The organism is Streptomyces sp. NPDC026092, from assembly GCF_040638605.1.
In the GTDB taxonomy this organism is placed as follows: domain Bacteria; phylum Actinomycetota; class Actinomycetes; order Streptomycetales; family Streptomycetaceae; genus Streptomyces.
The window spans coordinates 73881-97869 of the sequence record NZ_JBEZYN010000005.1; the positions used below are offsets into that span (position 1 = coordinate 73881).

Consider the following 23989-nt stretch of genomic DNA (forward strand, 5'->3'; position numbering starts at 1 on the left):
GTAACACCCCGCCCGCACGCTTCGACACATGAGTACACGGATCGTGGTGGTCGGCGGCGGAACGGCGGGCGTCCGGCTCGCCCAGCGGCTGCCCGTCACCCTCCTCGGCGAGGAGCCGCACGCACCGTACAACAGGGTGCTGCTCGCGGACGTCCTCGCCGGACGGTACGCGCCCGAGGTGATCGCGCTGCCCGCTCCCCAGGAGCCGGCGCGGCGTGGGGTGCGGGTGGTGCGGATCGACCGGGCCGCCCGGAACGTGGAGTGCGCGGACGGGACGTCCGTCGGCTACGACCGGCTGGTCCTGGCGACCGGCTCCAACCCGGTGCTTCCTCCCCTGCGCGGCCTCCGGGGCGCCCGGCTGCCGTCGGGCGTGCACCCCTTCCGCACCCTCGACGACTGCCTGGAGCTGCGCGCCCTCGTGCGCCCCGGCGTCCGCGCCGTGGTCATCGGCGGCGGCCTGCTCGGCGTCTCCGCCGCCCGCGCGCTGGCCGCGCTCGGCGCGGAGGTGGTGCTGACCCAGCAGGGCGAGCGCCTGATGGAGCGCCAACTCGACGCCCACGCCTCCGCTCTGCTCCGCGAGCACGTGGAGTCCCTCGGCGTCGAGGTGCACACCGAGTGCCGGGTCAGCGGGCTGCGGCAGGAGGGCGGCGCGGTGACGGCCGTCGAACTGGCCGACGGGTTCGTGCTCGACGCGCAGGTCGTGGTCCTCGCCTGCGGGGTCAGGCCGCGCATCGGGCTCGCCCGGGACGCCGGCCTCGACGTCCGTACGGGCATCGTCGTCGACGACGAGCTGCGGACCTCCGACCCGTTCATCCACGCCATCGGCGACTGCGCCGAACACGACGGCCGGGTCTACGGCCTGGCGGGCCCGGCCCTGGAACAGGCGGACGCCCTCGCGGACGTCCTCCTGTCGCAGGATCCCCGGCCCGCCGGCTACACCGGCACCCGCGCCCTCACCCGGCTCACGCTCGGCGGGCCCGTGGGGCTCGACCTCGCAGCGTTCGGCGAGGCCACCCCGCTGCCCGGGGACGACGTCGTCCAGCTGACCGACGCCACCCGGCGCGCGTACCGCAAGGTCGTCGTCCGTGGCGACCGGCTCGTGGGCGGCGTGCTGCTCGGCGATCTCGCCGCCGTCGGCACGCTCGCCCGGGCCTGGGAGGGCGACGAGGCCCTGCCCGACGCCCCCCTGCTTCATCTGCTCACCCATGACGGAGGCTCCTGAGATGGCGACCACGCCCCTGCACACCCCCACCGTGCCCACCATCGTCCTGGTCGGCCACGGCATGGTCGGCCAGCGGTTCCTCGAAGCGCTCGCGGACCGGGGCGTCACCGAGCGGGCGCGGGTCGTCGTGCTCTGCGAGGAGCCGCGCCCCGCCTACGACCGGGTCCAGTTGACCTCGTACTTCAGCGGGAAGACCCCCGACGACCTGTCCATGGTCGAGGACGGCTTCATGGCGAGGCACGGCATCGAGCTGTACGTCGGCGACCCGGCGGACTCCGTCGACCGCGCGGCCCGTACGGTCACCGCCCGCTCCGGGCAGGTCTTCGCGTACGACACGCTCGTCCTGGCCACCGGTTCGTACCCCTTCGTGCCGCCGGTCCCCGGCAAGGACGCGCGGGGCTGTTTCGTGTACCGGACGATCGAGGACCTGCTCGCGATCGAGGAGTACGCCAAGACCGCGACGACCGGCGCCGTGGTCGGCGGCGGGCTGCTCGGCCTGGAGGCGGCCGGCGCGCTCAAGGGGCTCGGACTCGACACGCACGTCGTGGAGTTCGCGCCCCGGCTGATGCCGGTGCAGGTGGACGAGGGTGGCGGCGCGGCGCTGCTGCGCACGATCGAGCGGATGGGTCTGACCGTCCACACCGGCACGGGTACGCAGGAGGTGGTGACGGAGGACGGCTCGGTCACCGGGATGCGGCTCTCGGACGGCTCCGAACTGGCCACGGACATGGTGGTGTTCTCGGCGGGCGTACGGCCCCGGGACCAGCTGGCGCGCGACTGCGGCCTGACGGTCGGCGAGCGCGGCGGCATCGCCGTGGACGAGTCGTGCCGCACGTCCGACCCGGCGGTGTACGCGATCGGCGAGTGCGCGCTCGCGGCGGACGGCCGGGTGTACGGCCTGGTGGCGCCCGGGTACGAGATGGCGCTGACGGTGGCGGCGAGGATCGCCGACGCGGCGGAGGAGAAGTCCTTCACCGGTGCCGACATGTCGACCAAGCTGAAGCTGCTCGGTGTGGACGTGGCCTCGTTCGGCGACGCGCACGGCACCGCCGAGGGCTGCCTCGACGTCGTCTACTCCGACTCCCGCTCGGGCGTCTACAAGAAGCTCGTGGTCGACGGCGACGGCGTCCTCCTCGGCGGAGTCCTGGTCGGCGACGCGGATTCGTACGGGATGCTGCGGCCGCTCACCGGCTCCGTCCCGCCCGTCTCCCCCGAGCAGCTCGTCCTCCCGGCGGGCGCGGGCGCGCCGGTCGCGCTCGGCCCGTCCGCGCTGCCGGACGACGCCGTCATCTGCTCCTGCCACAACGTGACCAAGCACGCGATCACCCAGTGCGCGACGCTGCCCGAGGTCAAGAAATGCACCAAGGCGGGGACGGGCTGCGGCAGTTGCGTGAAGCTCATCGGGCAGCTGCTGCCCGAGCCGGCCGACAAGGGGCTCTGCGGCTGCTTCTCGTACACCCGCGGCGAGCTGTACGAGATCACCCGTACGCTGCGGCTCACCTCCTTCGCCGAGCTGCTCGACTCGCACGGTCGGCCGGAGGCGCGCGGCGGCGAGGGCTGCGAGGTCTGCAAGCCGACGGTCGCCTCGATCCTGGCGAGCCTCAACAACGGGTACATCCTCGACGGCGAGCAGGCCTCCCTCCAGGACACCAACGACCACTTCCTCGCCAACCTGCAGCGCAACGGCTCGTACTCGGTCGTGCCCCGCATCCCGGGCGGCGAGGTCACCCCGGAGAAGCTGATCGTGATCGGCGAGGTGGCCCGCGACTTCGGGCTCTACACCAAGATCACGGGCGGGCAGCGGATCGACATGTTCGGCGCCCGCGTCGAGCAACTGCCCGCGATCTGGACCCGGCTGGTCGACGCGGGCTTCGAGTCGGGGCACGCGTACGGCAAGTCGCTGCGCACGGTGAAGTCCTGTGTGGGGCAGACCTGGTGCCGCTACGGAGTCCAGGACTCGGTGAAGATGGCGATCCAGCTGGAGCTGCGCTACCGGGGCCTGCGCTCCCCGCACAAGCTCAAGTCGGCGGTCTCCGGCTGCGCGCGGGAGTGCGCGGAGGCGCAGTCGAAGGACTTCGGCGTCATCGCGACGGCCAACGGCTGGAACCTGTACGTGGGCGGCAACGGCGGCGCGACCCCGCGCCACGCGGACCTGCTGGCACAGGACCTGTCGGACGCCGAACTGGTCCGGCTGATCGACCGGTTCCTGATGTTCTACATCCGTACCGCCGACCGCCTGGAGCGCACCTCGGTGTGGCTGGAGCGGCTCGACGGCGGCCTCGACCACCTGCGGGACGTGGTCGTGCACGACTCGCTCGGGCTCTGCGACGAGTTGGAGGCGCTGATGGCGGCCCATGTCGCGGACTACCAGGACGAGTGGGCGGCGACCCTGGACGACCCGGAGCGGCTGCGCCGGTTCGTGTCGTTCGTGAACGCGCCGGAGGCACCGGACCCGTCGGTGCGCTTCGTGCCGGAGCGCGACCAGATCAAGCCGGACCTGACGGTCCTCACCATCGGAACTCTGGAAGGGGTCTGAAGCCCGATGCACCTCGAACTCTCCCACGACATCGAGGCCGACGCCTGGACGACGGTCTGCGAGACCTCCCGGCTGACGCCGGGCCGGGGCGTGGCCGCGCTGCTCCCCGACGGCCGGCAGGCGGCGCTCTTCCTGGACCGGGCGGGGCGGGCGTACGCGATCGACAACCGCGACCCGTTCACCGGGGCGCAGGTGCTGTCCCGGGGGCTGCTCGGCTCGGCGGGCGGCCGGACGTTCGTGGCCTCGCCGCTGCTCAAGCAGCGCTTCGACCTGGAGACGGGCAGGTGCCTGGACGACGAGAGCGTGTCGGTGGCGGTGTTTCCGGTACGGGCGTCGTAAGTCGGCCTATCAGAGGCCTTACTTGACTGATCGTTCCAGATAAACCTAGAGTCAACGCGTGGCCAGGACCAAGGAATTCGATCCCGACGCCGCGCTCCAGTCGGCTCTCGAGCTGTTCTGGGCGCGCGGCTACGAGGCGACGACGATGGCGGATCTCGTCGAGCACCTCGGGATCGGCCGCGCCAGCATCTACGCCACCTTCGGCAACAAGCACGCCCTCTACATGAAGGCGATGGACCGCTACCTCCAGTCGTGCGAGCCGACGATGCTGGAGGAGCTGTCCGCGCCGGGGCCGGCACTGCCGCCCGTACGGAGCCTGATCAGACGGTTCGCCGCGGAGGCGGGGGCCGAAGCGACACGTCTGAGCGGGTGTTTCGTCACCAACTCGGCGGCCGAACTGGGGCCGCACGACGTGCCGGTGGCGCGCCGGGTGGAGCTGAGCTGGGAGCAGATCGAGACCCTGCTGCACTCCTCGCTCGTCCGCGCCCGCGCCCAGGGCGAACTGCCGGCCGACCGCGATCCGCAGGCGCTCGCCCGGATGCTCCTCGTCCTGGCGCAGGGCCTGCGGGTGGTCGGCAAGGCGTCGAGCGACCCGGCCAGGGTCCATGACGCGGCGGAGCAGGCCCTGACGCTGCTCGACTGAGAATCCGGCTTCGATCGGAGGCGCCTCGCGGCGCCTCTTTCTCAGGCCTTCATATTGGAACGCACGGTCAAGAAACCCACGCTCACGCTATCCAGGGAGTTGGCATCGCCATGTCCGCACGCTTCACCGACAAGCGCGCCCTCGTCACCGGCGCCGGCACCGGCCTCGGGCGGGCCATCGCGCTCGCCTTCGCGGCCGAGGGCGCGAAGGTCGTCGTCTCCGGCCGCAGCGCGGCCACCCTCGCCGAGACGGTGTCCCTGATCGAGGCCGCCGGCGGCACCGCGGCCGCCGTCACCGCCGATGTGGCCCGCGCCGAGGACACCCGCCGGCTGGTCCGGGAGACCGTCGAGACATTCGGCGGCCTCGACGTGGCCGTGAACAACGCAGGGGTCTTCCGGGGCGGCGCGTCCGCCGCCGACTTCCCCCTGGAGGACTGGCAGACGCTGCTCGACATCAACGTCACGGGCGTCCTGCACTCCCTCCAGGCCGAGATCGCCCACATGCGGGCCCACGGCGGCGGCGCCATCGTCAACATCTCCTCCAACCTCGGCCCGCACGTGCGCATCCCGGGCGTCTTCGGCTACCAGGTCTCCAAGGCGGCGGTCTCCGCGATGACCCGCGCCGCCGCCCTCGACCACGTCGCCGAGGGGGTGCGGATCAACGCGGTCAGCCCGGGCGCCTCGGACTCGACGATGTCGCTGCGGCCGGGCGAGACGGAGGCCGAGCGGGCGGTACGCATGAAGGCCGAGTCGCCGCTCGGCCGGATCTCGGCCGCCTCGGAGGTCGCGGCGGCGGTGCTGTACCTGGCCTCGGACGACGCCGCTTCGGTCGTCGGCACCGACCTCGTGATCGACGGGGGCGTTTCGGCCTGAGGCGCCCGCCCGTAGGCTGTGCGGTCCTACTCCGGAGTAAGAACGAGGGGGTCCGCATGGCCACGCCCGGCTGGAACACCGCACGCATCCCGGACCAGGGCGGCCGCACGGCCGTCGTGACCGGCGCCAACAGCGGCATCGGTCTGGTCACCGCCCGCGAACTCGCCAGGAAGGGCGCCCGGGTGGTGCTCGCCTGCCGCAGCGAGGCCCGGGGCACGGCGGCCGTCGAGGCGGTGCGCCGCGAAATGCCGGGCGCGGACGTGGAGTTCCGTCCGCTGGACCTGGCCGACCTGTCCTCCGTACGGGAGTTCGCGGCCTCGTTCCCGTACGAGCGGCTCGATCTGCTCGTCAACAACGCGGGCGTGATGGCGCTGCCGTACGGGCGGACGGCGGACGGCTTCGAGACCCAGTTCGGGGTCAACCACCTCGGCCACTTCGCCCTCACCGGTCTGCTCCTTCCCAGGCTGCTCGCCGCACCGGCCGCGCGGGTCGTCACCGTCTCCAGCGGCCTGCACGCCCTGTCGAATCTGGACATGGGGGACCTCAACAGCGAGCGGAAGTACCGGCGTTGGATCGCGTACGGCCGCTCGAAAACGGCGAACCTGCTCTTCGTGCACGAGCTGGCGCGGCGGCTGGGGGCGGCGGGCACGGGGATCGTGGCGGCGGCCGCCCACCCCGGGTACGCGGCGACCAACCTGCAGTCGGCGGCGGTACGAATGGAGGGCCGTACGGGCGCCGAGCGGATCGTGGAGCTCGGGAACCGGGTCTTCGCCCAGCCGGCCGAGGGCGGGGCGCTGCCGACGCTCTACGCGGCGACGGCTCAGGGCGTGGCGCCCGACTCGTTCACCGGCCCGTCGTTCCTGATGTGGCGGGGCGCGCCGGGCTCGTCGTGGCGGGCGCGCTGGACGCTGGACGACGTCGCCGGTGAGCGGCTCTGGGTGGCCTCCGAGCAGCTCACCGGCGTGACGTACGACTCCCTGGGGCGCTGACCGGCCCCGATCAGCCCTCGATCTCGGCCGGGTCCATCCACATGACCTCCCAGTGGTGGCCGTCCGGGTCCGAGAACGAGCGGCCGTACATCGAGCCGAAGTCGATGGGCTCCTTCGCCGCCGTGCCACCGGCGGCGAGGGCGCCGTCGGCGAGCTCGTCGACCTTGACGCGGCTCTCGGCGCTCAGCGTGAGGAGGACCTCGGTCGACTTCGTCGCGTCGACCAGCTCCTTGCCGGGCTTCGTGAACTCCTTGAACTTCGGCTCGGTCAGCAGCATCGCGAAGATCGTGTCGCTGATGACCAGGCAGGCGGTCGTGTCGTCGCTGAACTGCGGGTTGAAGGAGTAGCCGAGCTTGCTCCAGAAGGCCTTGGAGGTCTCCAGGTCCTTCACCGGCAGGTTGACGAAGATCATCTGGTTCATGACGCGCTCTCTCCTGTGCTCCTGTTGTCCGTGCTGTTTCGAGGGGTAGACGGCGGCCGGCGACGGAACTCATCGGCACGCGGGAGGTTTCTTCTGGACGGCGTTAGCGTCGGGGTATGAGCCCCACAGGCAGGAAGATCACCGAACGACTGTCGGACGAGGCCCTGGCCGGCGCCACCGGACAGGGCTGGGCGGCCTGGTTCGCGCTCCTGGACGCCTGGGACGCCACCGGCCGGAACCACACGGCGATCGCCCGCCACCTGGTGGAGGCGCACGGCGTCAGCGGCTGGCACGCCCAGTCGATCGCCGTCGGCTACGAGCAGGAGCGCGGGATGCGCGCGGTCGGCCAGGCCTCGGACGGCGGCTGGAAGGTGAGCGCGAGCAAGACAGTGAACGCCCCGGCCGAGCTCTGCACGGCCGCCTTCGCCGACGAGGAGCTGCGCCGCCGCTGGCTGCCGGACGGCGAGCTGGAGGTACGGACCCACCGGCCGGGGAAGTCCCTGACGGCGGACTGGGACGGCGGGACGAGCCGGATCGAGGTCTATCTGACCCCGAAGGGCGAGGCGAAGACCCAGATCGGCCTCGGCCACACCAAGCTCCCGGACGCGGACGCGGTGGCCGCGTACAAGGAGTTCTGGCGCGAGCGCTTCGCGGACCTCAAGACCGTCCTGGAAGCGAAGCCGTAACCCCGCAGGGCTCCAGAGCTCCAGGGCTCCAGGGCTCCAGGGCTCCAGAGGGACGTACCCGCCCCTTCCACCCCGTTCCCACCCCGCCCACTCCTCTTCCCGCGCCGACCTTCTGCCCGACGCTTCCCCTTCATCGCTCGTTGCTGCACCGTCAACTCCGTACCAACTCCGTACTCCTAGGTTCCGAAAGCGCGCGACCCCGCCGCCGACCGGTGTGGCGGGTTCACACACACCACCCCTCTGGAGTGAGACGTGGAGCGACGCAGTTTCCTGCGCGGAGCGGTCATCGGTACGTCGGCGGCCGCCTTCGGCGGCACACTGATGCACGGGGCGGCCTACGCGGCCCCCGCCCAGCCCGGCGCCGGCCCCTACGGGGCCCTCGGCGCGGCCGACGCCAACGGCATCCTGCTGCCGAGCGGATTCAGCAGCCGGGTCATCGCCCGGTCGGGACAGACCGTCCCCGGCACCTCGTACACCTGGCACAACGCCCCCGACGGCGGCGCCTGCTTCGTCGACGGATCCGGCTGGATCTATGTCTCCAACTCGGAGATCAACCCGGGCGGCGGCGCGAGCGCGGTCAAGTTCAGCTCGACCGGCGCCGTCACGGGCGCGTACCGCATCCTCTCCAACACCCGCACCAACTGCGCGGGCGGCGCGACCCCGTGGAACACCTGGCTCTCCTGCGAGGAGGTCAGCCTCGGGTACGTCTACGAGACCGACCCGTACGGCGTGAACGCGGCCGTCCGGCGCGCCGCGATGGGCCGCTTCAAGCACGAGGCCGCGGCCGCCGACCCCGTCCGCAAGGTGATCTACCTGACCGAGGACGAGTCCAGCGGCTGCTTCTACCGCTTCATCCCGACCACCTGGGGCAACCTCACCTCCGGCACGCTCCAGGTCCTGGTCGCCGGCACCGCCACCTCCGGCTCCTTCACCTGGCAGAACGTCCCCGACCCGGACGGCTCGCCGACGGCGACCCGCAGCCAGGTCTCGGGCTCGAAGAAGTTCAACGGCGGCGAGGGCTGCCACTACGCCAACGACACCGTCTGGTTCACCACCAAGGGCGACAACCGCCTCTGGCAGCTCAACCTCGCCACCAGCACCTACGAGCTGGCCTACGACGACTCGCTCGTCTCCGGCGGCGGCGCCCCGCTGACGGGTGTCGACAACGTCACCGGCTCCTCCTCCGGCGACCTCTTCATCGCCGAGGACGGCGGCAACATGGAGATCTGCGTCATCACACCGGACGACGTCGTGGCTCCGTTCCTGCGGATCAGCGGCCAGTCCGGTTCCGAGATCACCGGACCGGCCTTCTCCCCCGACGGCAAGCGGCTGTACTTCTCCAGCCAGCGCGGCACCAGCGGCAGCTCCTCGGGCGGTATCACCTACGAGGTGACCGGCCCGTTCCGCGCGTAGAGACGTTCCGCGGGGGCCGTCGCCGAGACGGTCCCCGCGACCCCCCTCTTCCGTCCGCCGCCGCCCAGCAGGGCCGCGCCCAGCGGTGTGAGGGTGTGCAGGACCGCGTTGCCGTGCCGCAGCGTCGCGACGAGCCCCGCCTCGCGCAGGACGCCCGCGTGCTGGCTGGCCGAGGCGAGCGAGACCCCCGCCCTGCGGGCGAGTTCGCTCGTGGTGCCGCCGTCGCCGATCGCGTGCAGGACCGCCGAGCGCGTGTTGCCGACCAGCTTGGCCAGCGAGGAGCCGCCCGGCTCGTGCACCGTCGGCGCCTCGCAGTGCGTCGTCGGGTAGACGAGCACCGGGGGCAGCGCGGGGTCGCGCAGGACGACCGGCGTGCCCCGGCAGAAGTACGAGGGCTGGAGCAGCAGCCCCCTGCCGTCGAGGTGCACGTCGCGGGCGACCGGGTAGTCGGCCTCCAGGACGGGCGCGCGCCAGCGGAACATCGGCGGCAGCGAGGCGAGGAGTTCGTCCGCGCCGCCGTCGAGCAGGGCCCGGCCGCGCACCGCCCGGTCGGCCTCGACCCGGGCACGGATCTGCGGCCAGTACGGCTCGATCGCCGCCCGGTGGTAGCTGCGCAGCGCCCCGAGGAGCCGGCCGAACGGCTCGTCGCCGCCCTCGGCGAGGGCGCGCAGCGAGTGCGGCACGGTCCTGCCCCCGGCCCGGTCGGCGCCGAGGAGGGCGAGCTCGGTGAGGAGCCGGTCCCCCGGGGTCGCGCGGATCGCCTGGAGGCCCTCGTCGAGCCCCTGGAGGCCCTCGGGAGGGGTCAGGAAGTCGGGGAAGTAACCGCGGCTGGGAACGAGCGCGGCGAGCAGCCGGGTCTCCCCGTTGAGCCGGGGCCGGGTCTGGGAACGCCATTCTCCGTAGACGACCGGTCCGCGCCGGTCTCTAAGCCGATGAAAGCTGAGAATCGTTTCCCACAGAACGTCGGGCCGGGCCGCCATCCGTACGCCCGCCACGTCGCTTGCGGTGAAATGAATCCGCAGCATTGAACCCCCACCTGTGCACTCGCAACCACCCCCGTCGAAGAGTATGCACATCATCACAGGACGTTACCAGGGTGTTTCAGCCACACTTGAAAAGCATCGCGGGGACCCGGGGCAAACAGAAAAGCTGTGCGTGTCGGGCAGGAAACCTTCAGGACCGAGGTGGCGTGGCGAAGACCGTGGGGGGCTTCACGCGTCCGGCGGCGGTCGGCGAGGGTTGCGGCTCACCTGCCCGGCATGGGTAATGGGCGCGGCCACCGGGTGGGGATCCGGGGGCCGCGCCCGCCCTGTTGTTTGCTGGACGAATCGTGGAAAGTTCAATACGGAATGTTCAAAGGCCAATAATTCAACCGGGCCCGATTGAACAGAAACTCACATCCGGCGAACATCCCGGTGCGGACGAACCACGACGGGGCGGACACCTCCGCACAAGGTGTCCGCCCCGTCTCTCTTGCAGGCCGGAGCCGCCGCCCATCGGTTTGAGGGTCGGGGACGAACGGCGGCTCCGGCGGTCTTTGCTACTGAACGTCCGGTCAGCCGGTGCTCAGCACACGGCTCAGCGGCTGTCGGAGCCCTTCGACTCCGCCGCCGCGCGGCCGGCCTCCAGACGCGCCACCGGGATCCGGAAGGGCGAGCAGGAGACGTAGTCGAGGCCCACCTCGTGGAAGAAGTGCACCGACTCCGGGTCGCCGCCGTGCTCGCCGCAGACGCCGAGCTTGATGTCCGGGCGGGTGGCCCGGCCGGCCTCGACGGCGCTGCGGACCAGCGCGCCGACGCCGTCCTTGTCGATGGTCTCGAACGGCGAGACTCCGAAGATGCCCTTCTCCAGGTACGCGGTGAAGAAGCTGGCCTCCACGTCGTCCCGGGAGAAGCCCCACACGGTCTGGGTGAGGTCGTTGGTGCCGAAGGAGAAGAACTCGGCGGCCTCGGCGATCTGACCGGCGGTCACGGCGGCGCGCGGCAGCTCGATCATGGTGCCGAGCGCGAGCTTCAGCTCCACACCGGTCTGCGCCTGGACCTCGGCGATGACCTGCTCGGCCTCGTCGCGGACGAGCTCCAGCTCCTGGACGGTGCCGACGAGCGGGATCATGATCTCGGCGCGCGGGTCGCCCTTGGCGTCGATGCGCTGCGCGGCGGCCTCGGCGATCGCGCGGACCTGCATGGTGAACAGGCCGGGGATGACCAGGCCGAGGCGGACGCCGCGCAGGCCCAGCATCGGGTTCTGCTCGTGCAGCCGGTGGACGGCCTGGAGCAGGCGCAGCTCGTTCTCGTGCGGCTCCTTGCGGGCCTCGGCGAGGGCGACCCGTACCGACAGCTCGGTGATGTCGGGCAGGAACTCGTGCAGCGGCGGGTCGAGCAGCCGGACCGTGACGGGCAGCCCGTCCATGGCCTCGAAGAGCTCGACGAAGTCCTTCTTCTGCAGCGGGAGCAGGGCGTCCAGCGCCTCGGTCCGCTCCTCGTCGGTGTCGGCGAGGATCAGCTTCTCGACCATCTCGCGGCGCTCGCCGAGGAACATGTGCTCGGTGCGGCAGAGGCCGATGCCCTGGGCGCCGAAGCGGCGGGCGCGCAGCGCGTCCTCGGCGTTGTCGGCGTTGGCGCGGACGCGCAGCCGGCGGACGCGGTCGGCGTAGGCCATGATCCGGTGGACGGCCTGGACCAGCTCGTCGGCGTCGTCGGCGCCGGCGTGCATCCGGCCCTCGAAGTACTCGACGACCGGGGACGGTACGACGGGTACCTCACCGAGGTACACCTTGCCGGTGGAGCCGTCGATGGAGACGACGTCGCCCTCCTCGACGACCTGCCCCGAGGACGTGGTCATCCGGCGGCGCTTGGTGTCGACCTCGAGCTCCTCGGCGCCGCAGACACAGGTCTTGCCCATGCCGCGGGCGACGACGGCGGCGTGCGAGGTCTTGCCGCCGCGCGAGGTCAGGATGCCCTCGGAGGCGATCATGCCGTCCAGGTCGTCCGGGTTGGTCTCACGGCGGATCAGGATGACCTTCTCGCCGGAGCGGGACCACTTGACGGCCGTGTACGAGTCGAAGACGGCCTTGCCGACGGCCGCGCCCGGGGAGGCGGCGATGCCGCGCCCGATCTGCTCGACCTTGGCGTTCTCGTCGAACTTGGGGAACATCAGCTGCGCCAGCTGGGCGCCGTTGACGCGCTGGAGGGCCTCGGCCTCGTCGATCAGGCCCTGGTCGACGAGCTGGGTCGCGATCCGGAAGGCAGCACCGGCGGTGCGCTTGCCGACACGGGTCTGCAGCATCCACAGCTGGCCGCGCTCGATCGTGAACTCGATGTCGCAGAGATCCTTGTAGTGGGTCTCCAGGGTCTCCATGATCTGCATGAGCTGGTCGTACGACGCCTTGTCGATCGACTCCAGCTCGGCCAGCGGCACGGTGTTGCGGATACCGGCGACGACGTCCTCGCCCTGCGCGTTCGTCAGGTAGTCGCCGTAGACGCCCTGGTGGCCGGAGGCGGGGTCGCGGGTGAAGGCGACGCCGGTGCCGGAGTCCGGGCCGAGGTTGCCGAAGACCATGGAGCAGACGTTGACCGCGGTGCCCAGGTCGTGCGGGATGCGCTCCTGGCGACGGTAGAGCTTGGCGCGGTCGGTGTTCCAGGAGTTGAAGACGGCCTCGATGGCGAGGTCCATCTGCTCGCGCGGGTCCTGCGGGAAGTCGCGGCCGGCCTCGGCCTTCACGATCTTCTTGAAGTGCTTGACGAGCTTCTTCAGGTCGGCGGCGTCGAGGTCGGTGTCGACGGTGACCTTCTTGGCGGCCTTGGCCTCGTCGAGGGCCTCCTCGAAGAGCTCGCCGTCGACGCCGAGGACGGTCTTGCCGAACATCTGGATGAGCCGGCGGTACGAGTCCCAGGCGAAGCGCTCGTTGTCGGCCTGGGCGGCGAGGCCCACGACGGACGCGTCGGAGAGGCCGATGTTCAGGACCGTGTCCATCATGCCGGGCATGGAGAACTTGGCACCGGAGCGGACGGAGACGAGCAGCGGGTTGTCGGCCTGGCCGAGCTTCTTGCCCATGGACTGCTCCAGGGCGTCCAGGTGGGCGCTGACCTCGTCACGCAGCTCGACGGGCTCGGAGCCGCTGTCGAGGTAGACCTTGCACGCCTCGGTGGTGATCGTGAAGCCGGGGGGAACGGGGAGGCCGAGGTTGGTCATCTCGGCGAGGTTCGCTCCCTTGCCACCGAGCAGGTCCTTCAGGTCCCTGTTGCCCTCGGTGAAGTCGTACACGAACTTCTGATCTTTGTTTTCCGACACGTGTCTCGACTCCTCGAGGACTCGGTGGCTGCCCTGACGGCGAGGAACATACCCAGATCGAAGGCTCCTGTGGAGGTATGCCTACCGGTCACATGGTCTTAACCACCCGTCCGCCAGCACATCGAAAGTAACCGACGAGTAGCTTCCGCTTTCAGACTCCGAAGCCCCCTTGACCGAAACCTGGGTATACCCGCTCACATGAGCGCCTCCAAAAGCATTTGCGTTCAACTCTTGAATACAAGAGGGGTGGCACCCAGTGCCACCCCTCCAGAAGTGCAACACCCCGTAATCTGCTCATCTGAGCACACCCCCTATCAAGGGTGGCGAGGATCACGCCGTACGAACGGCCCGATTCCCACGATCCGGACGTCCGGGATCAGCCCCCGGACGTGTCCGACTCCGCCTCCTCGCTGATGCCCGAGCAGTCGTACGGGTCCTTCAACCAGCCGTCCGGCAGGACGACGCGGTTGTTGCCCGAGGTGCGGCCGCGGGGGCCGTCCGCGCCGGTCGGCCACGGCTGGTCCAGGTCCAGCTCGCTCAACTGAGCACCGAGCTCGTCCAGGGAGGAGGTGATCGCCAGCTTCTTGCGCATCTCGGAGCCGACCGAGAAGCCCTTCAGGTACCAGGCCACGTGCTTGCGGAAGTCGATGACACCGCGCGACTCGTCGCCGAGCCACTCGCCGAGCAGCCGGGCGTGCCGCAGCATCGCGTCCGCGACCTCCCGCAGCGGCGGCTGGGCGTACGCGCCCGTGCCCTCGAAGCCCGCCACCAGGTCGCCGAAGAGCCAGGGGCGGCCCAGGCAGCCGCGCCCGACGACCACGCCGTCGCAGCCCGTCTCGCGCATCATCCGCAGCGCGTCGTCCGCCGACCAGATGTCGCCGTTGCCGAGCACCGGGATCTCCGGCACGTGCTCCTTGAGCCGCGCGATGGCGTCCCAGTCCGCCGTACCGCCGTAGTGCTGCGCCGCCGTCCGCCCGTGCAGGGCGATCGCGGTGACGCCCTCCTCGACCGCGATCCGGCCGGCGTCCAGGAACGTGATGTGGTCGTCGTCGATGCCCTTGCGCATCTTCATCGTCACGGGCAGGGCGCCCGCGTTCGACACGGCCTCGTTGAGGATCGCGCGGAGCAGGGGCCGCTTGTACGGGAGGGCGGAGCCGCCGCCCTTGCGGGTCACCTTGGGGACCGGGCAGCCGAAGTTCAGGTCGATGTGGTCGGCCAGGTCCTCGTCCGCGATCATCCGGACGGCCTTGCCGACCGTCACCGGGTCGACGCCGTAGAGCTGGATCGAGCGCGGCTTCTCGCTCGCGTCGAAGCGGATGAGCTGCATCGTCTTCTCATTGCGCTCGACCAGCGCCCTCGTCGTGATCATCTCGCTCACGAAGAGTCCCTTGCCGCCGCTGTACTCGCGGCAGAGGGTGCGGAACGGGGCGTTGGTGATGCCGGCCATCGGCGCGAGCACCACCGGCGGCTGCACGATGTGCGGCCCGATGGCGAGAGGGGAGAACGCGGTCATTACGCCATTGTCCCGCACCGCCGCCGTGTTCCGTCAGTCGTTTCGCCCACACAGCTCGCGCAGGCGTTCGAGTCCGAGACGGGACTCCTCGTCCACCGGCACGTACGTCACCAGGCGCGGCCCCGAGGTCGGCCCGAGCCAGAGGTTGGTGTGCTCCAGGTGCAGCGTGCCGACGTGGGCGTTGCGGATGAACTTCGTACGCCCGCCCTGGGCCACCACCTCGTGGCGCGCCCAGATCTCCCGGAACTCCGGCGAGGCCGTCTCCAGGCGCTGCAGCATCGCCTTCCAGGCGGGCTCGGCCAGGTGCTCGGCCATCGAGGCCCGGAACTTGCCGGCCATGGAGCGCGTCACGTCCGGAAGGTCGGCGACGGCGGCCCGCCACTCGTCGTTGGTGAAGGCCAGCCAGATGCAGTTGCGGTCCTCGCGCGGCAGCGCGTCGAGGTCGCAGAGCAGATGGCCGTACGTGCGGTTGTAGGCCAGGATGTCGTAGCGGCTGTTCTGGATGCAGGCGGGCACCGGCTCCAGCTGGTCGAGCATCGCGCGCAGCGCGGGCGTCACGGTCGGGCAGGGCGACTCGGGGTTCGGGTCGGCCGCGCCGCCGAGGGCGAAGAGGTGGGTGCGCTCGGTCGCGTCGAGCAGCAGGGCCCGGGCGAGGGCGTCGAGGACCTGCGGGGAGACGTGGATGTCGCGGGCCTGCTCCAGCCAGGTGTACCAGGTGACGCCCACGGCCGAGAGGTGCGCGACCTCCTCGCGGCGGAGCCCGGGGGTGCGGCGGCGCCGGCCGCGGACCAGGCCGACCTGCTCGGGGGTGATCCGCTCGCGGCGGCTGCGCAGGAAGGCGGCCAGCTCGTGGCGCCGGACATCGGCGGGCGCCGTCGCCCGCGTCGCGGCGGGCGCCTGTGTGTCGAGGGGGGCCACCATCGTCGTCATGCTCCCAGGGTGCCGGGGCGCTCAGCCCGTTTCCAGGTAGTGCTTGTACCAGGATAAAGACACTCTGGTACCAGGCTAAGAAAGAGCCGATCGTCGATGGCGTGCGTACTACAGCCTCCACCACAGCCACCACCGCCTCGGCCGCCCGTGGCGCCGGTGCCGTCGTCGACCACCCGGCGCCCGCTCTCGGCTCCCTCGGGCTCTTCACCGTCCTCCTCGGCGCCGCGCTGCCGCTGATCGACTTCTTCATCGTCAACGTCGCCCTGCCGACCATCGACCACGACCTGGCCGCGGGACCGGCCATGCTGGAGCTGGTCGTCGCCGGGTACGGGCTCTCGTACGCCGTGCTTCTCGTCCTCGGCGGGCGGCTCGGGGACCTCTTCGGCCGCCGCCGGCTCTTCCTCGCGGGCATGGCCGCCTTCGGCGTGACCTCGCTCGCCTGCGGGCTCGCCCCGGACGCCTGGACGCTGGTCGGGGCGCGGGTGGCACAGGGTGCCGCGGCCGCGCTGATGCTGCCGCAGGTCCTGGCGACCATCCATTCCTCGACGGCGGGCGCGCGCCGCGCCAAGGCGCTGAGCCTCTACGGAGCCACCGCCGGGCTCGCCATGGTCGCCGGCCAGATCCTGGGCGGGGTCCTCGTCGCGGCCGACCTCTGGGGCAGCGGCTGGCGCGCGATCTTCCTGGTCAACGTGCCCGTGGTGGTGGCGGGGCTGCTGCTCGCGGTACGGACCGTCCCGGAGACCCGCTCCGAGCGCCCGGCCCCGGTCGACATCGCGGGCACCCTGCTCCTCGGCCTCGCGCTGCTCACGCTCCTCGCCCCTCTTACAGAGGGGAGGGCGGCGGGCTGGCCGCTGTGGACCTGGGTCGCGCTCGGGATCTTCCCGCTCGCCGCGGCCGCGTTCTGGCGGGTGGAGCTGCGGGCCGACCGCCGGGGCCGTACGCCGCTGGTGCCGCCGAGTCTGCTCTCGCTGGTCTCGCTGCGCCGCGGGCTCGCACTGGTCGTGCCGTTCTCGATCGGCTTCGGCGGCTTCATGTTCGTGATCGCGGTCGCGCTCCAGCAGGGGCTGCGCATGAGCGCGGTGGTCTCGGGCCTGGCCCTGGTGCCGATGGCCGTCGCCTTCTTCGGGGCCTCGCTCGCGGGTCCCCGGCTCGTACGGCGCTGGGGCACGCGGGTCGTCACGGCGGGCGGCCTCGTGCAGGGGCTCGGCATCGCGCTGCTCGCCCTGGCGGCATGGCGCTCCTGGCCCGACCTCTCCGCCTGGAGCCTGCTGCCGGGCATGGCCATCGCGGGCCTCGGCCAGGGCCTTCAACTGCCGGTCCTCTTCCGGGTCGTCCTCTCCGAGGTCCCGGCGGACCGGGCGGGCGTCGGCAGCGGCGTGATGGTGACGACCCAGCAGTCGGCCCTCGCGCTCGGCGTGGCCACCCTCGGCTCGCTCTTCCTGTCGCTCGCCGCGACCGGCTCCATGGGCACGGCGCTGACGGTGACGCTCCTGGTCCAGCTGGCGGCCGTCGTCGTGACGGTCCTGATGAGCCTGCGCCTGCCGCGCGTCGTGAGCTGAAGCCTTTCCGGCCGCTTTTGGTGGAGGGCCGGACGCACGTGGGCCCGGGTCACGGTCGGTGACCCGGGCCCACGTCGTCGTACCGGCTGCGACTACTCCTGGCCGTCCGTGGCGGCGGCGGTCTCGGCGCTCTCGGAGCCCGTCGCGCGCTCGCGCATCTTCCTCAGCAGCTCCTGCTTCTGGTCGACGGCGGCCTTGCGGTCGGCGTTGCCCTGCTGAACGGCGCCCTGCTGGTCGCCGCGGGACAGCTTCTTGCGCTGTCCGCCGACGCCGAGCAGGTTGTTACGGCCCTTGGCCATGGGGTTCTCCCATTGGTGAGAAGTGGTGAGGGGATCGTCCGGCGGGGGCGGGCGTCGAGGCCCGCCGCGCTCTCACTCGTAGATCTGGAAGAACGAAGACATGCCGTAGACGCTACCCCGCCCAGGACCCTCGGTCACACCGATTTCCCCGCACCATCCACACGAATGACAAACATTGAAATCTGTCAGCCGTCATGCCATAGTTGTGATGCACCACCCCTCAGCCCGACTTCCGAGGAGACCCCCATGACCTCCCGCACCCTCCCCACCCGCCGCCTGGGCGCCACCGGCCCGCAGGTCTCGGCCCTCGGCCTCGGCTGCATGGGCATGTCCGCGCTGTACGGCGAGAGCGACCGCGCCGAGTCGATCGCGACCCTTCACGCCGCCCTCGACGCCGGCGTGACGCTCCTGGACACCGGCGATTTCTACGGCATGGGCCACAACGAACTGCTGATCAACGAAGCCCTGCGCACGGCCCCCGCCGCCGCCCGGGAGCAGGCGCTGACCAGCGTGAAGTTCGGCGCGCTCCGCACGGTCGAAGGCGGCTTCACCGGCTACGACGGCCGCCCCGCCGCGGTGAAGAACTTCGCGGCGTACAGCCTCCAGCGCCTCGGCACGGACCACATCGACATCTACCGGATCGCGCGCGTCGACCCGGACGTCCCGATCGAGGAGACCGTCGGCGCCATCGCCGAGCTGGTCGAGGCCGGTCACGTCCGGCACATCGGCCTCTCCGAGGTCGGCGCGGACACCCTGCGCCGGGCGGCGGCCGTCGCCCCGATCTCCGACCTCCAGATCGAGTACTCCCTCATCTCGCGCGGCATCGAGGAGAAGATCCTGCCGACCGCCCGCGAGCTGGGCATCGGCATCACGGCGTACGGCGTGCTGTCGCGCGGTCTCATCAGCGGCCACTTCACCCGCGACCGCGAGCTCGCGCCGGGCGACTTCCGAGGCATGAGCCCGCGCTTCCAGGGCGACAACCTCGACCGGAACCTGGACCTGGTGGAGCAGCTGCGCGCACTGGCCGAGGCCAAGGGTGTGACGGTCGCGCAGACCGCCATCGCCTGGGTCCTGGCGCAGGCCGACCGCCAGGGCGCGGAGATCGTGCCGCTGGTCGGCGCCCGCCGCCGGGACCGGCTCGCGGAGGCCCTCGGCGCCCTGGACGTGACGCTGGACGACGCCGACCTGGCCGCGATCGAGCGGGCCGTCCCGGCGGGCGCGGCGGCCGGCGAGCGGTACCCGGCGGCGCAGATGGCCCACCTGGACAGCGAGCACTGACCGGGGGTTCGACTGACAGGTACTGTCATCCCATGGCCACCGAGACCCTGACCGCAGAGCGCATCCTCGAAGCCACCGAGGAGGTGCTGCGCCGGTACGGCCCCGCGAAGGCGACCGTGGTGGACGTGGCCCGGGTCCTCGGCGTCAGCCACGGCAGCGTCTACCGCCACTTCCGTACGAAGGCGGCGCTGCGGGAGGCCGTGACCGAGCGGTGGCTGAGCCGCTCCGAGGTGATGCTCGCCGGGCTGATCGCGAGCTCGTCCGAGCCGGCCGCCGGGAAGCTCCGGGCCTGGTTCGCCGCCCTCTTCGAGGCCAAGCGCCACAAGGCGGGCGACGACCCCGAGCTGTTCGCCACGTACGGGGTCCTGATCGACGAGGCAAGCGATGTGGTCGACGAGCACATCGAGGTCCTCGTCGGACAGGTCCGGGAGATCGTCGAAGAGGGCACGCGGGGCGGGGAGTTCACCGCTCCCGACCCGGCCGCCACGGCCCGCGCGCTCTTCGACGCGACCGGCCGCTTCCACGACCCGATGTACGCCCCGGAGTGGCGGCGCCCCAGCATCCAGGACGAGTTCGACGCGGTGCTCGACCTGCTCCTGCGCGGCCTGCGCGCCTAGGGCCTGTCCGAGCCTGATCCGCCGGACAGCCCCTGGGAAGGCGCGTCGCGGCGGGCCTTGCTGGGCATCAACTCCTCGGTGCCATACGCTGGTTCGGGGAGAGAAATCAGGGGGAGGGGTAGCGCGGGTGTTGCCTTCACATGTACCGCCGGCCCCGAGTACGACCGAAGCCTCCAGGCTGCTGTGCGCCGGCACGTACCTCGACGACACCTTCCGTGACGCGGTCATCGACGAGCTCTACGTCCACGAGGAGCGGAGGGTCGCGCCGTCGTTCGGCTTCGACGCGGCACGGGTCCTCGCCCATGCCCTGCGCGCCCGGCGGATGGCGGCGGCCTGGGCCGTCGTGGTGCTGGCGCTCTGGCTGACCGGCATCACGCTCAGCGGCGGTCTGATGCTCGCCTTCATCCCGCCCTTCGTCCTGCTCGCCGCCGGCTCCCGGCTCCGTACCCCGTCGGCGAAGCATCCGGAGCCGTCCCCCGGCAGGACCGGGGCCGGCGTCGCGCTGCGCTGGTCGGGACGGGCCTGGCTCGGCGGCCTCTCGCTCTGGCTGCTGTGGATCTACCCGGACCTGGGATCACGGAAGGACAGTTTCGGGACCGACTCCCCCGACGACGCCTTCACCTGGGTCTCCGACCTGTGGATGGGCCTCGGCCACCGGCCGGGGCAGTGGTGGGCGGCGGTCTGCTGCGTCCTGCTGATGGCCGTGGCGGGGGCGTTGCAGCGCGCGCAGACCGCGTCGACGCTGGGGCGGGAGCTGTCGCCCCAGGAGTTCGGCGAGCCGGCGCTCGACCCGGCCGTGCGGGCGATCGGCATCCGGTTCCAGCGGCTCAGGCAGCTCATCCGGATGGAACAGACCTCGCAGCTGCTGCTGTACGACACGGCGGCACCGTTCCGCGGGGCGGGCGTGCCGTACGCGTCGTGGACGCACGCCGTGAGCCTGCGGCCCAACCGCGAGCCGGGCATCGAGTCCCGGCCGCCCTCGCAGCTCCTCAACCAGGAGGTCCTGGAGCACATCAGGTCCCGCATGGAGCAGATCCGGGTCCCGTCCGCGCTCGGCTCCGCGCAGGACGCGGTGCGCGACCGGCTGCGCCAACTGACCCTCGAGGACTGCGTGTTCCTTCCGGTGGACGGACTCCCCCGCAGGTGGCTGGCGCCGCAGAGCGTGGCCGAGTTCGAGTCGCACCGCGCGTCGGCGGTGGAGGAGGGCGGGGAGAAGCGCCGCCACTTCCTGCGGATCCAGGTGAGCAGCTGGGACGACGAGGTGGTCCTCACGGCGTACGTCCGTGTGCACACCCAGGGCGGGCTGCTGACGCTGGAGGCGGCGTCGTTCGTCCTGTGGCCCGTGCTGCCCTGGTTCCGGGAGGCGGACCGGATCGCCCACCGCCATCGGCACAGCGGGCTCCTCTCCAAGGCGGCGCAGGCGATCGTCCGCATCCCGATCACGGCCGGCACCGCGCCGCTCCTGCTCTGGCGGTCGGTGAAGCACTCCTGGCGGCTGCTCTTCGGCGGGTACGACGTCAGCCTGCCGGAAGGCCCCGCGAGGTCGGTGCGGGAACTGGCCTCGGAGCGGAGGACGGGCGCGTTCCAGGACATGGACGTCCAGCGCTACCTGGAGTCGGTCCGCGAGGGCATCGCCCAGGGGGTGGTGGACGCGCTGCGGGAAGCCGGCTGGCAGGCGGACGAGTTCGAGGCGAAGACGCTGACGAAGGGCATCTTCAACGGGGAGACCGGCCTTCCGGCGGACCTTTCGCCCTTACGGCAGGCGGGGGGTGGGGCGCAGTGAGCACCAGTGAGCCGTTCTGGGACGCGGACACCCAGGGCTGGAGCGGCGAAGCCTGGGGCGGGATACGCCCGAGGAAGCCGCGGCCGCGGATCCTGCAGACGCGCGGGCGGGAGCGGGAGCGGTCACGGCTGTGGGAGTGGCTGTGCGCGTGGCTGGCGTCGCGCCGGGACGCGCTCGGCAGGAACAAGGCGCCCGCCCACTGGAACCAGACGGCCCAGGGCTGGGACACCGGCGCCCAGGACACCGGCGCCGCCCGCCCGGAGGCGTGGCCGCACCGCTGGACGACCCTGGCGCTGCTGCCCACCGCCGCCGTGGTGGCGCTGCTGGCCGACTGGTGGACCGCGGTGCTGTTCCTCGTCTGGGCGCACCTCGTACGGACCGGGGTCGCGGCGGTCCGCAGACGCACTCCGCTGGTCGTGGGTGCGGGCACCGTCGCCGGACGCGGCGCCCCGCCCCGCGCCGGGCCGCCGACCACCCCGGCGCGGGCCTTCGCCGAGGGCGCCCTCGCCGTGCTGGTCCCCTCACGCGTCCTCGACGTGGAGCCGGTCCCGGTGCGGCCCTTCGCGGAGCCGCTGCCGCTCGAAGGCGACCTGGTGGAGGTGGAGGAGTCCGTGCGCGATGTCGTCGCGCGGATCACGGCCGCGGCCGCCCGGGCCGACGAGGACCCCCGATGACCGCCCCCGTACCGCCGCAGCCGGCGCTGCCGGGCCCGGACGGTGCGAACGGCCAGGGCGCCGTCTCCCCGCACCGCCCCCTGCCCGCGGGCGAGGACATCGAGGCCTGGAAGCGGATCCTGGACGGGGCGCCCGAGCGGGTCCTCGGGATCGTCGAGCGGGAGTCCGCCGCGCAGATCGAGCTCCAGCGGGCGGAGGCCCTGCGCCGCCTCCAACTCGACCAGCACCAGATGCGGATGGACATCGTGCACTTCCGCTTCCGCGTCGCGGGGGCCGTCTTCGGCGCGACCGCCTTCACCGCGATCCTCCTGCTGGCCAAGCACTTCATCGACCAGGGCGCCCTCGCCCCGGCCGCGGGCGTCCTCACCGCCGCGGCGGCGGCGATCGGCGCGCTGGTCTTCGGCGCGAAGAAGGGCAAGTAGCTGCCCGGGAACAGCCCCGGAACCACGACGAGGCCCCCGGTTCCGTCACCGGAACCGGGGGCCTCGGACAACAGCCGAACGACCGTCAGCAGCCGAGCAGGCGGCTGCCCAGGTAGCCCTGGATCTGGTCGAGGGAGACGCGCTCCTGCTTCATGGTGTCGCGCTCGCGCACGGTCACCGCGTTGTCGTCCAGGGTGTCGAAGTCGACCGTGACGCAGAACGGCGTACCGATCTCGTCCTGGCGACGGTAGCGGCGGCCGATGGCGCCCGCGTCGTCGAACTCGATGTTCCAGTTCTGCCGCAGGTCGCTGGCGAGGCCCTTGGCCTTCGGCGACAGCTGCGCGTTGCGGGAGAGCGGCAGGACGGCGACCTTGACCGGCGCGATGCGCGGGTCGAGGCGCATCACCACGCGCTTCTCCATGACGCCCTTGGCGTTCGGGGCCTCGTCCTCGTTGTACGCGTCGAGCATGAACGCCAGCATCGTGCGGCCGACACCGGCGGCCGGCTCGATGACGTACGGGGTCCAGCGCTCGCCGGCGTCCTGGTCGAAGTAGAGCAGGTCGTTGCCGGACGCCTTGGAGTGCGCCTTCAGGTCGTAGTCGGTGCGGTTGGCGACACCCTCGAGCTCGCCCCACTCGTTGCCGCCGAACTGGAAGCGGTACTCGATGTCGGCGGTGCGCTTGGAGTAGTGGGAGAGCTTCTCCTTCGGGTGCTCGAACCAGCGCATGTTCTCCTCACGGAGACCCAGGCCGGTGTACCAGTTCCAGCGCTGCTCCATCCAGTACTCGTGCCACTGCTCGTCCTCGCCGGGCTTGACGAAGAACTCCATCTCCATCTGCTCGAACTCGCGGGTGCGGAAGATGAAGTTGCCCGGAGTGATCTCGTTCCGGAACGACTTGCCCATCTGCGCGATGCCGAACGGGGGCTTCTTGCGCGCGGTCTGGTGAACCTGGCCGAAGTTGGTGAAGATGCCCTGCGCGGTCTCGGGGCGCAGGTAGGCGACCGAGCCGGAGTCCTGGGTGGGGCCGAGGTGCGTGGAGAGCAGGCCGGAGAACTGCTTGGGCTCGGTGAACGTGCCCTTGTTGCCGCAGTTGGGGCAGTTCAGGTCGGTGAGGCCGTTCTCGGGGAGGCGGCCGTGCTTCGCCTCGTACGCCTCCTCCAGGTGGTCGGCGCGGTAGCGCTTGTGGCAGGAGGTGCACTCGGTCAGCGGGTCGGTGAAGGTGGCGACGTGACCGGAGGCCTCCCAGACCTCGGTGGCCAGGATCACCGACGAGTCGATGCCGACGACGTCCTCGCGCGCGGTGACCATGTAACGCCACCACTGACGCTTGATGTTCTCCTTGAGTTCGACACCCAGCGGCCCGTAGTCCCAGGCGGCGCGCTGGCCACCGTAGATCTCACTGCACGGGTAGACGAAGCCACGGCGCTTGCTCAGGCTGACGATGGTGTCGATCTTGTCGGCGGCCACGGTGCTCTCTTCATTACGACGACGAAGTGCGAATG

The 23989-nt window shown here is 71.4% G+C and carries 21 protein-coding genes; 14 read left to right on the plus strand and 7 right to left on the minus strand.

Annotated elements, in window-relative coordinates; all coding sequences use genetic code 11:
* Positions 1 to 28: 28 nt before the first annotated feature.
* From AB0F56_RS09820 to AB0F56_RS09845, 6 genes are all read left to right on the plus strand, one after another.
* On the plus strand, positions 29 to 1222 hold the full coding sequence (locus tag AB0F56_RS09820) for an FAD-dependent oxidoreductase (RefSeq protein WP_362006307.1): 1194 nt from the start codon (positions 29 to 31) through the stop codon (positions 1220 to 1222).
* Position 1223: 1 nt separating this feature from the next.
* Positions 1224 to 3758: a nitrite reductase large subunit NirB gene (gene nirB / locus AB0F56_RS09825; RefSeq protein ID WP_362006309.1), complete on the plus strand. Its 2535-nt coding sequence runs from the start codon at positions 1224 to 1226 to the stop codon at positions 3756 to 3758.
* Positions 3759 to 3764: 6 nt separating this feature from the next.
* Entirely contained in the window at positions 3765 to 4097 is a 333-nt protein-coding gene (nirD, locus tag AB0F56_RS09830; protein ID WP_362006312.1) for a nitrite reductase small subunit NirD, read from the plus strand.
* Positions 4098 to 4155: 58 nt separating this feature from the next.
* Positions 4156 to 4740, plus strand: coding sequence for a TetR family transcriptional regulator (locus AB0F56_RS09835; protein WP_362006315.1), 585 nt, complete (start codon positions 4156 to 4158; stop codon positions 4738 to 4740).
* A 110-nt stretch (positions 4741 to 4850) separates the two neighbouring features.
* Positions 4851 to 5612, plus strand: coding sequence for a glucose 1-dehydrogenase (locus AB0F56_RS09840; RefSeq protein ID WP_362006317.1), 762 nt, complete (start codon positions 4851 to 4853; stop codon positions 5610 to 5612).
* Between the two features lie 56 nt (positions 5613 to 5668).
* Positions 5669 to 6601: an oxidoreductase gene (locus AB0F56_RS09845; RefSeq protein ID WP_362006319.1), complete on the plus strand. Its 933-nt coding sequence runs from the start codon at positions 5669 to 5671 to the stop codon at positions 6599 to 6601.
* A gap of 10 nt (positions 6602 to 6611) precedes the next feature.
* Here AB0F56_RS09845 and AB0F56_RS09850 read toward each other — a convergent pair whose 3' ends face one another.
* Complete coding sequence (locus tag AB0F56_RS09850; RefSeq protein ID WP_362006321.1) at positions 6612 to 7022, minus strand: VOC family protein; 411 nt, start codon at positions 7020 to 7022, stop codon at positions 6612 to 6614.
* Between the two features lie 116 nt (positions 7023 to 7138).
* On the opposite strand from AB0F56_RS09850, the gene AB0F56_RS09855 reads away from it, so the two are divergent.
* Positions 7139 to 7708 carry a hypothetical protein gene (locus AB0F56_RS09855; protein WP_362006324.1) on the plus strand — a complete coding sequence of 190 codons (570 nt, stop codon included), beginning with the start codon at positions 7139 to 7141 and terminating at the stop codon, positions 7706 to 7708.
* A gap of 252 nt (positions 7709 to 7960) precedes the next feature.
* Positions 7961 to 9121 (plus strand): alkaline phosphatase PhoX, encoded by a 1161-nt coding sequence (locus AB0F56_RS09860; RefSeq protein ID WP_362006326.1) that lies wholly within the window; start codon positions 7961 to 7963, stop codon positions 9119 to 9121.
* On the opposite strand, the gene AB0F56_RS09865 is transcribed toward AB0F56_RS09860, so the two are convergent.
* From AB0F56_RS09865 to AB0F56_RS09880, 4 genes are all read right to left on the minus strand, one after another.
* Entirely contained in the window at positions 9091 to 10146 is a 1056-nt protein-coding gene (locus AB0F56_RS09865; protein ID WP_362006329.1) for a winged helix-turn-helix domain-containing protein, read from the minus strand. The genes AB0F56_RS09860 and AB0F56_RS09865 overlap by 31 nt on opposite strands.
* A 553-nt stretch (positions 10147 to 10699) precedes the next feature.
* Entirely contained in the window at positions 10700 to 13411 is a 2712-nt protein-coding gene (gene ppdK, locus AB0F56_RS09870) for a pyruvate, phosphate dikinase (RefSeq protein WP_362006331.1), read from the minus strand.
* 376 nt (positions 13412 to 13787) lie between these two features.
* Positions 13788 to 14924, minus strand: coding sequence for a tRNA dihydrouridine synthase DusB (dusB, locus tag AB0F56_RS09875; RefSeq protein ID WP_362006333.1), 1137 nt, complete (start codon positions 14922 to 14924; stop codon positions 13788 to 13790).
* 33 nt (positions 14925 to 14957) lie between these two features.
* The gene (locus tag AB0F56_RS09880) at positions 14958 to 15845 is read right to left on the minus strand and encodes a helix-turn-helix domain-containing protein (protein ID WP_362006932.1); all 888 of its coding nucleotides are present in this window, start codon (positions 15843 to 15845) and stop codon (positions 14958 to 14960) included.
* A gap of 110 nt (positions 15846 to 15955) precedes the next feature.
* Between AB0F56_RS09880 and AB0F56_RS09885 the strand changes: the two genes are divergently transcribed.
* Positions 15956 to 17413, plus strand: coding sequence for an MFS transporter (locus tag AB0F56_RS09885; protein ID WP_362006336.1), 1458 nt, complete (start codon positions 15956 to 15958; stop codon positions 17411 to 17413).
* Between the two features lie 92 nt (positions 17414 to 17505).
* On the opposite strand, the gene AB0F56_RS09890 is transcribed toward AB0F56_RS09885, so the two are convergent.
* A complete protein-coding gene (locus tag AB0F56_RS09890) occupies positions 17506 to 17712 on the minus strand; it encodes a DUF6243 family protein (RefSeq protein ID WP_362006338.1) in 207 nt (68 codons plus the stop codon).
* A gap of 246 nt (positions 17713 to 17958) precedes the next feature.
* On the opposite strand from AB0F56_RS09890, the gene AB0F56_RS09895 reads away from it, so the two are divergent.
* The 5 genes from AB0F56_RS09895 to AB0F56_RS09915 all read left to right on the plus strand — a co-directional run bounded on the left by AB0F56_RS09895 (position 17959) and on the right by AB0F56_RS09915 (position 22486).
* The gene (locus AB0F56_RS09895) at positions 17959 to 18990 is read left to right on the plus strand and encodes an aldo/keto reductase (protein WP_362006339.1); all 1032 of its coding nucleotides are present in this window, start codon (positions 17959 to 17961) and stop codon (positions 18988 to 18990) included.
* Between the two features lie 32 nt (positions 18991 to 19022).
* The gene (locus AB0F56_RS09900) at positions 19023 to 19607 is read left to right on the plus strand and encodes a TetR family transcriptional regulator (RefSeq protein ID WP_362006341.1); all 585 of its coding nucleotides are present in this window, start codon (positions 19023 to 19025) and stop codon (positions 19605 to 19607) included.
* 130 nt (positions 19608 to 19737) lie between these two features.
* Complete coding sequence (locus tag AB0F56_RS09905) at positions 19738 to 21390, plus strand: hypothetical protein (protein WP_362006344.1); 1653 nt, start codon at positions 19738 to 19740, stop codon at positions 21388 to 21390.
* Positions 21387 to 22064 (plus strand): hypothetical protein, encoded by a 678-nt coding sequence (locus AB0F56_RS09910; protein WP_362006345.1) that lies wholly within the window; start codon positions 21387 to 21389, stop codon positions 22062 to 22064. Before AB0F56_RS09905 ends, AB0F56_RS09910 begins: the two co-directional genes overlap by 4 nt.
* On the plus strand, positions 22061 to 22486 hold the full coding sequence (locus AB0F56_RS09915) for a hypothetical protein (protein ID WP_362006346.1): 426 nt from the start codon (positions 22061 to 22063) through the stop codon (positions 22484 to 22486). The genes AB0F56_RS09910 and AB0F56_RS09915 overlap by 4 nt, the downstream gene beginning before the upstream one ends.
* 85 nt (positions 22487 to 22571) lie before the next feature.
* On the opposite strand, the gene AB0F56_RS09920 is transcribed toward AB0F56_RS09915, so the two are convergent.
* The gene (locus tag AB0F56_RS09920; RefSeq protein ID WP_362006348.1) at positions 22572 to 23954 is read right to left on the minus strand and encodes a glycine--tRNA ligase; all 1383 of its coding nucleotides are present in this window, start codon (positions 23952 to 23954) and stop codon (positions 22572 to 22574) included.
* Positions 23955 to 23989 lie beyond the last annotated feature (35 nt).

Bases quoted from the DNA above. Each gene is read 5' to 3' on its own strand.
- AB0F56_RS09820 (WP_362006307.1), top strand. From the start codon at position 29: ATGAGTACACGGATCGTGGTGGTCGGCGGCGGAACGGCGGGCGTCCGG.
- nirB (WP_362006309.1), top strand. From the start codon at position 1,224: ATGGCGACCACGCCCCTGCACACCCCCACCGTGCCCACCATCGTCCTG.
- nirD (WP_362006312.1), top strand. From the start codon at position 3,765: ATGCACCTCGAACTCTCCCACGACATCGAGGCCGACGCCTGGACGACG.
- AB0F56_RS09840 (WP_362006317.1), top strand. From the start codon at position 4,851: ATGTCCGCACGCTTCACCGACAAGCGCGCCCTCGTCACCGGCGCCGGC.
- AB0F56_RS09845 (WP_362006319.1), top strand. From the start codon at position 5,669: ATGGCCACGCCCGGCTGGAACACCGCACGCATCCCGGACCAGGGCGGC.
- AB0F56_RS09850 (WP_362006321.1), bottom strand. From the start codon at position 7,022: ATGAACCAGATGATCTTCGTCAACCTGCCGGTGAAGGACCTGGAGACC.
- AB0F56_RS09855 (WP_362006324.1), top strand. From the start codon at position 7,139: ATGAGCCCCACAGGCAGGAAGATCACCGAACGACTGTCGGACGAGGCC.
- AB0F56_RS09865 (WP_362006329.1), bottom strand. From the start codon at position 10,146: ATGCTGCGGATTCATTTCACCGCAAGCGACGTGGCGGGCGTACGGATG.
- dusB (WP_362006333.1), bottom strand. From the start codon at position 14,924: ATGACCGCGTTCTCCCCTCTCGCCATCGGGCCGCACATCGTGCAGCCG.
- AB0F56_RS09880 (WP_362006932.1), bottom strand. From the start codon at position 15,845: ATGGTGGCCCCCCTCGACACACAGGCGCCCGCCGCGACGCGGGCGACG.
- AB0F56_RS09890 (WP_362006338.1), bottom strand. From the start codon at position 17,712: ATGGCCAAGGGCCGTAACAACCTGCTCGGCGTCGGCGGACAGCGCAAG.
- AB0F56_RS09895 (WP_362006339.1), top strand. From the start codon at position 17,959: ATGACCTCCCGCACCCTCCCCACCCGCCGCCTGGGCGCCACCGGCCCG.
- AB0F56_RS09900 (WP_362006341.1), top strand. From the start codon at position 19,023: ATGGCCACCGAGACCCTGACCGCAGAGCGCATCCTCGAAGCCACCGAG.
- AB0F56_RS09915 (WP_362006346.1), top strand. From the start codon at position 22,061: ATGACCGCCCCCGTACCGCCGCAGCCGGCGCTGCCGGGCCCGGACGGT.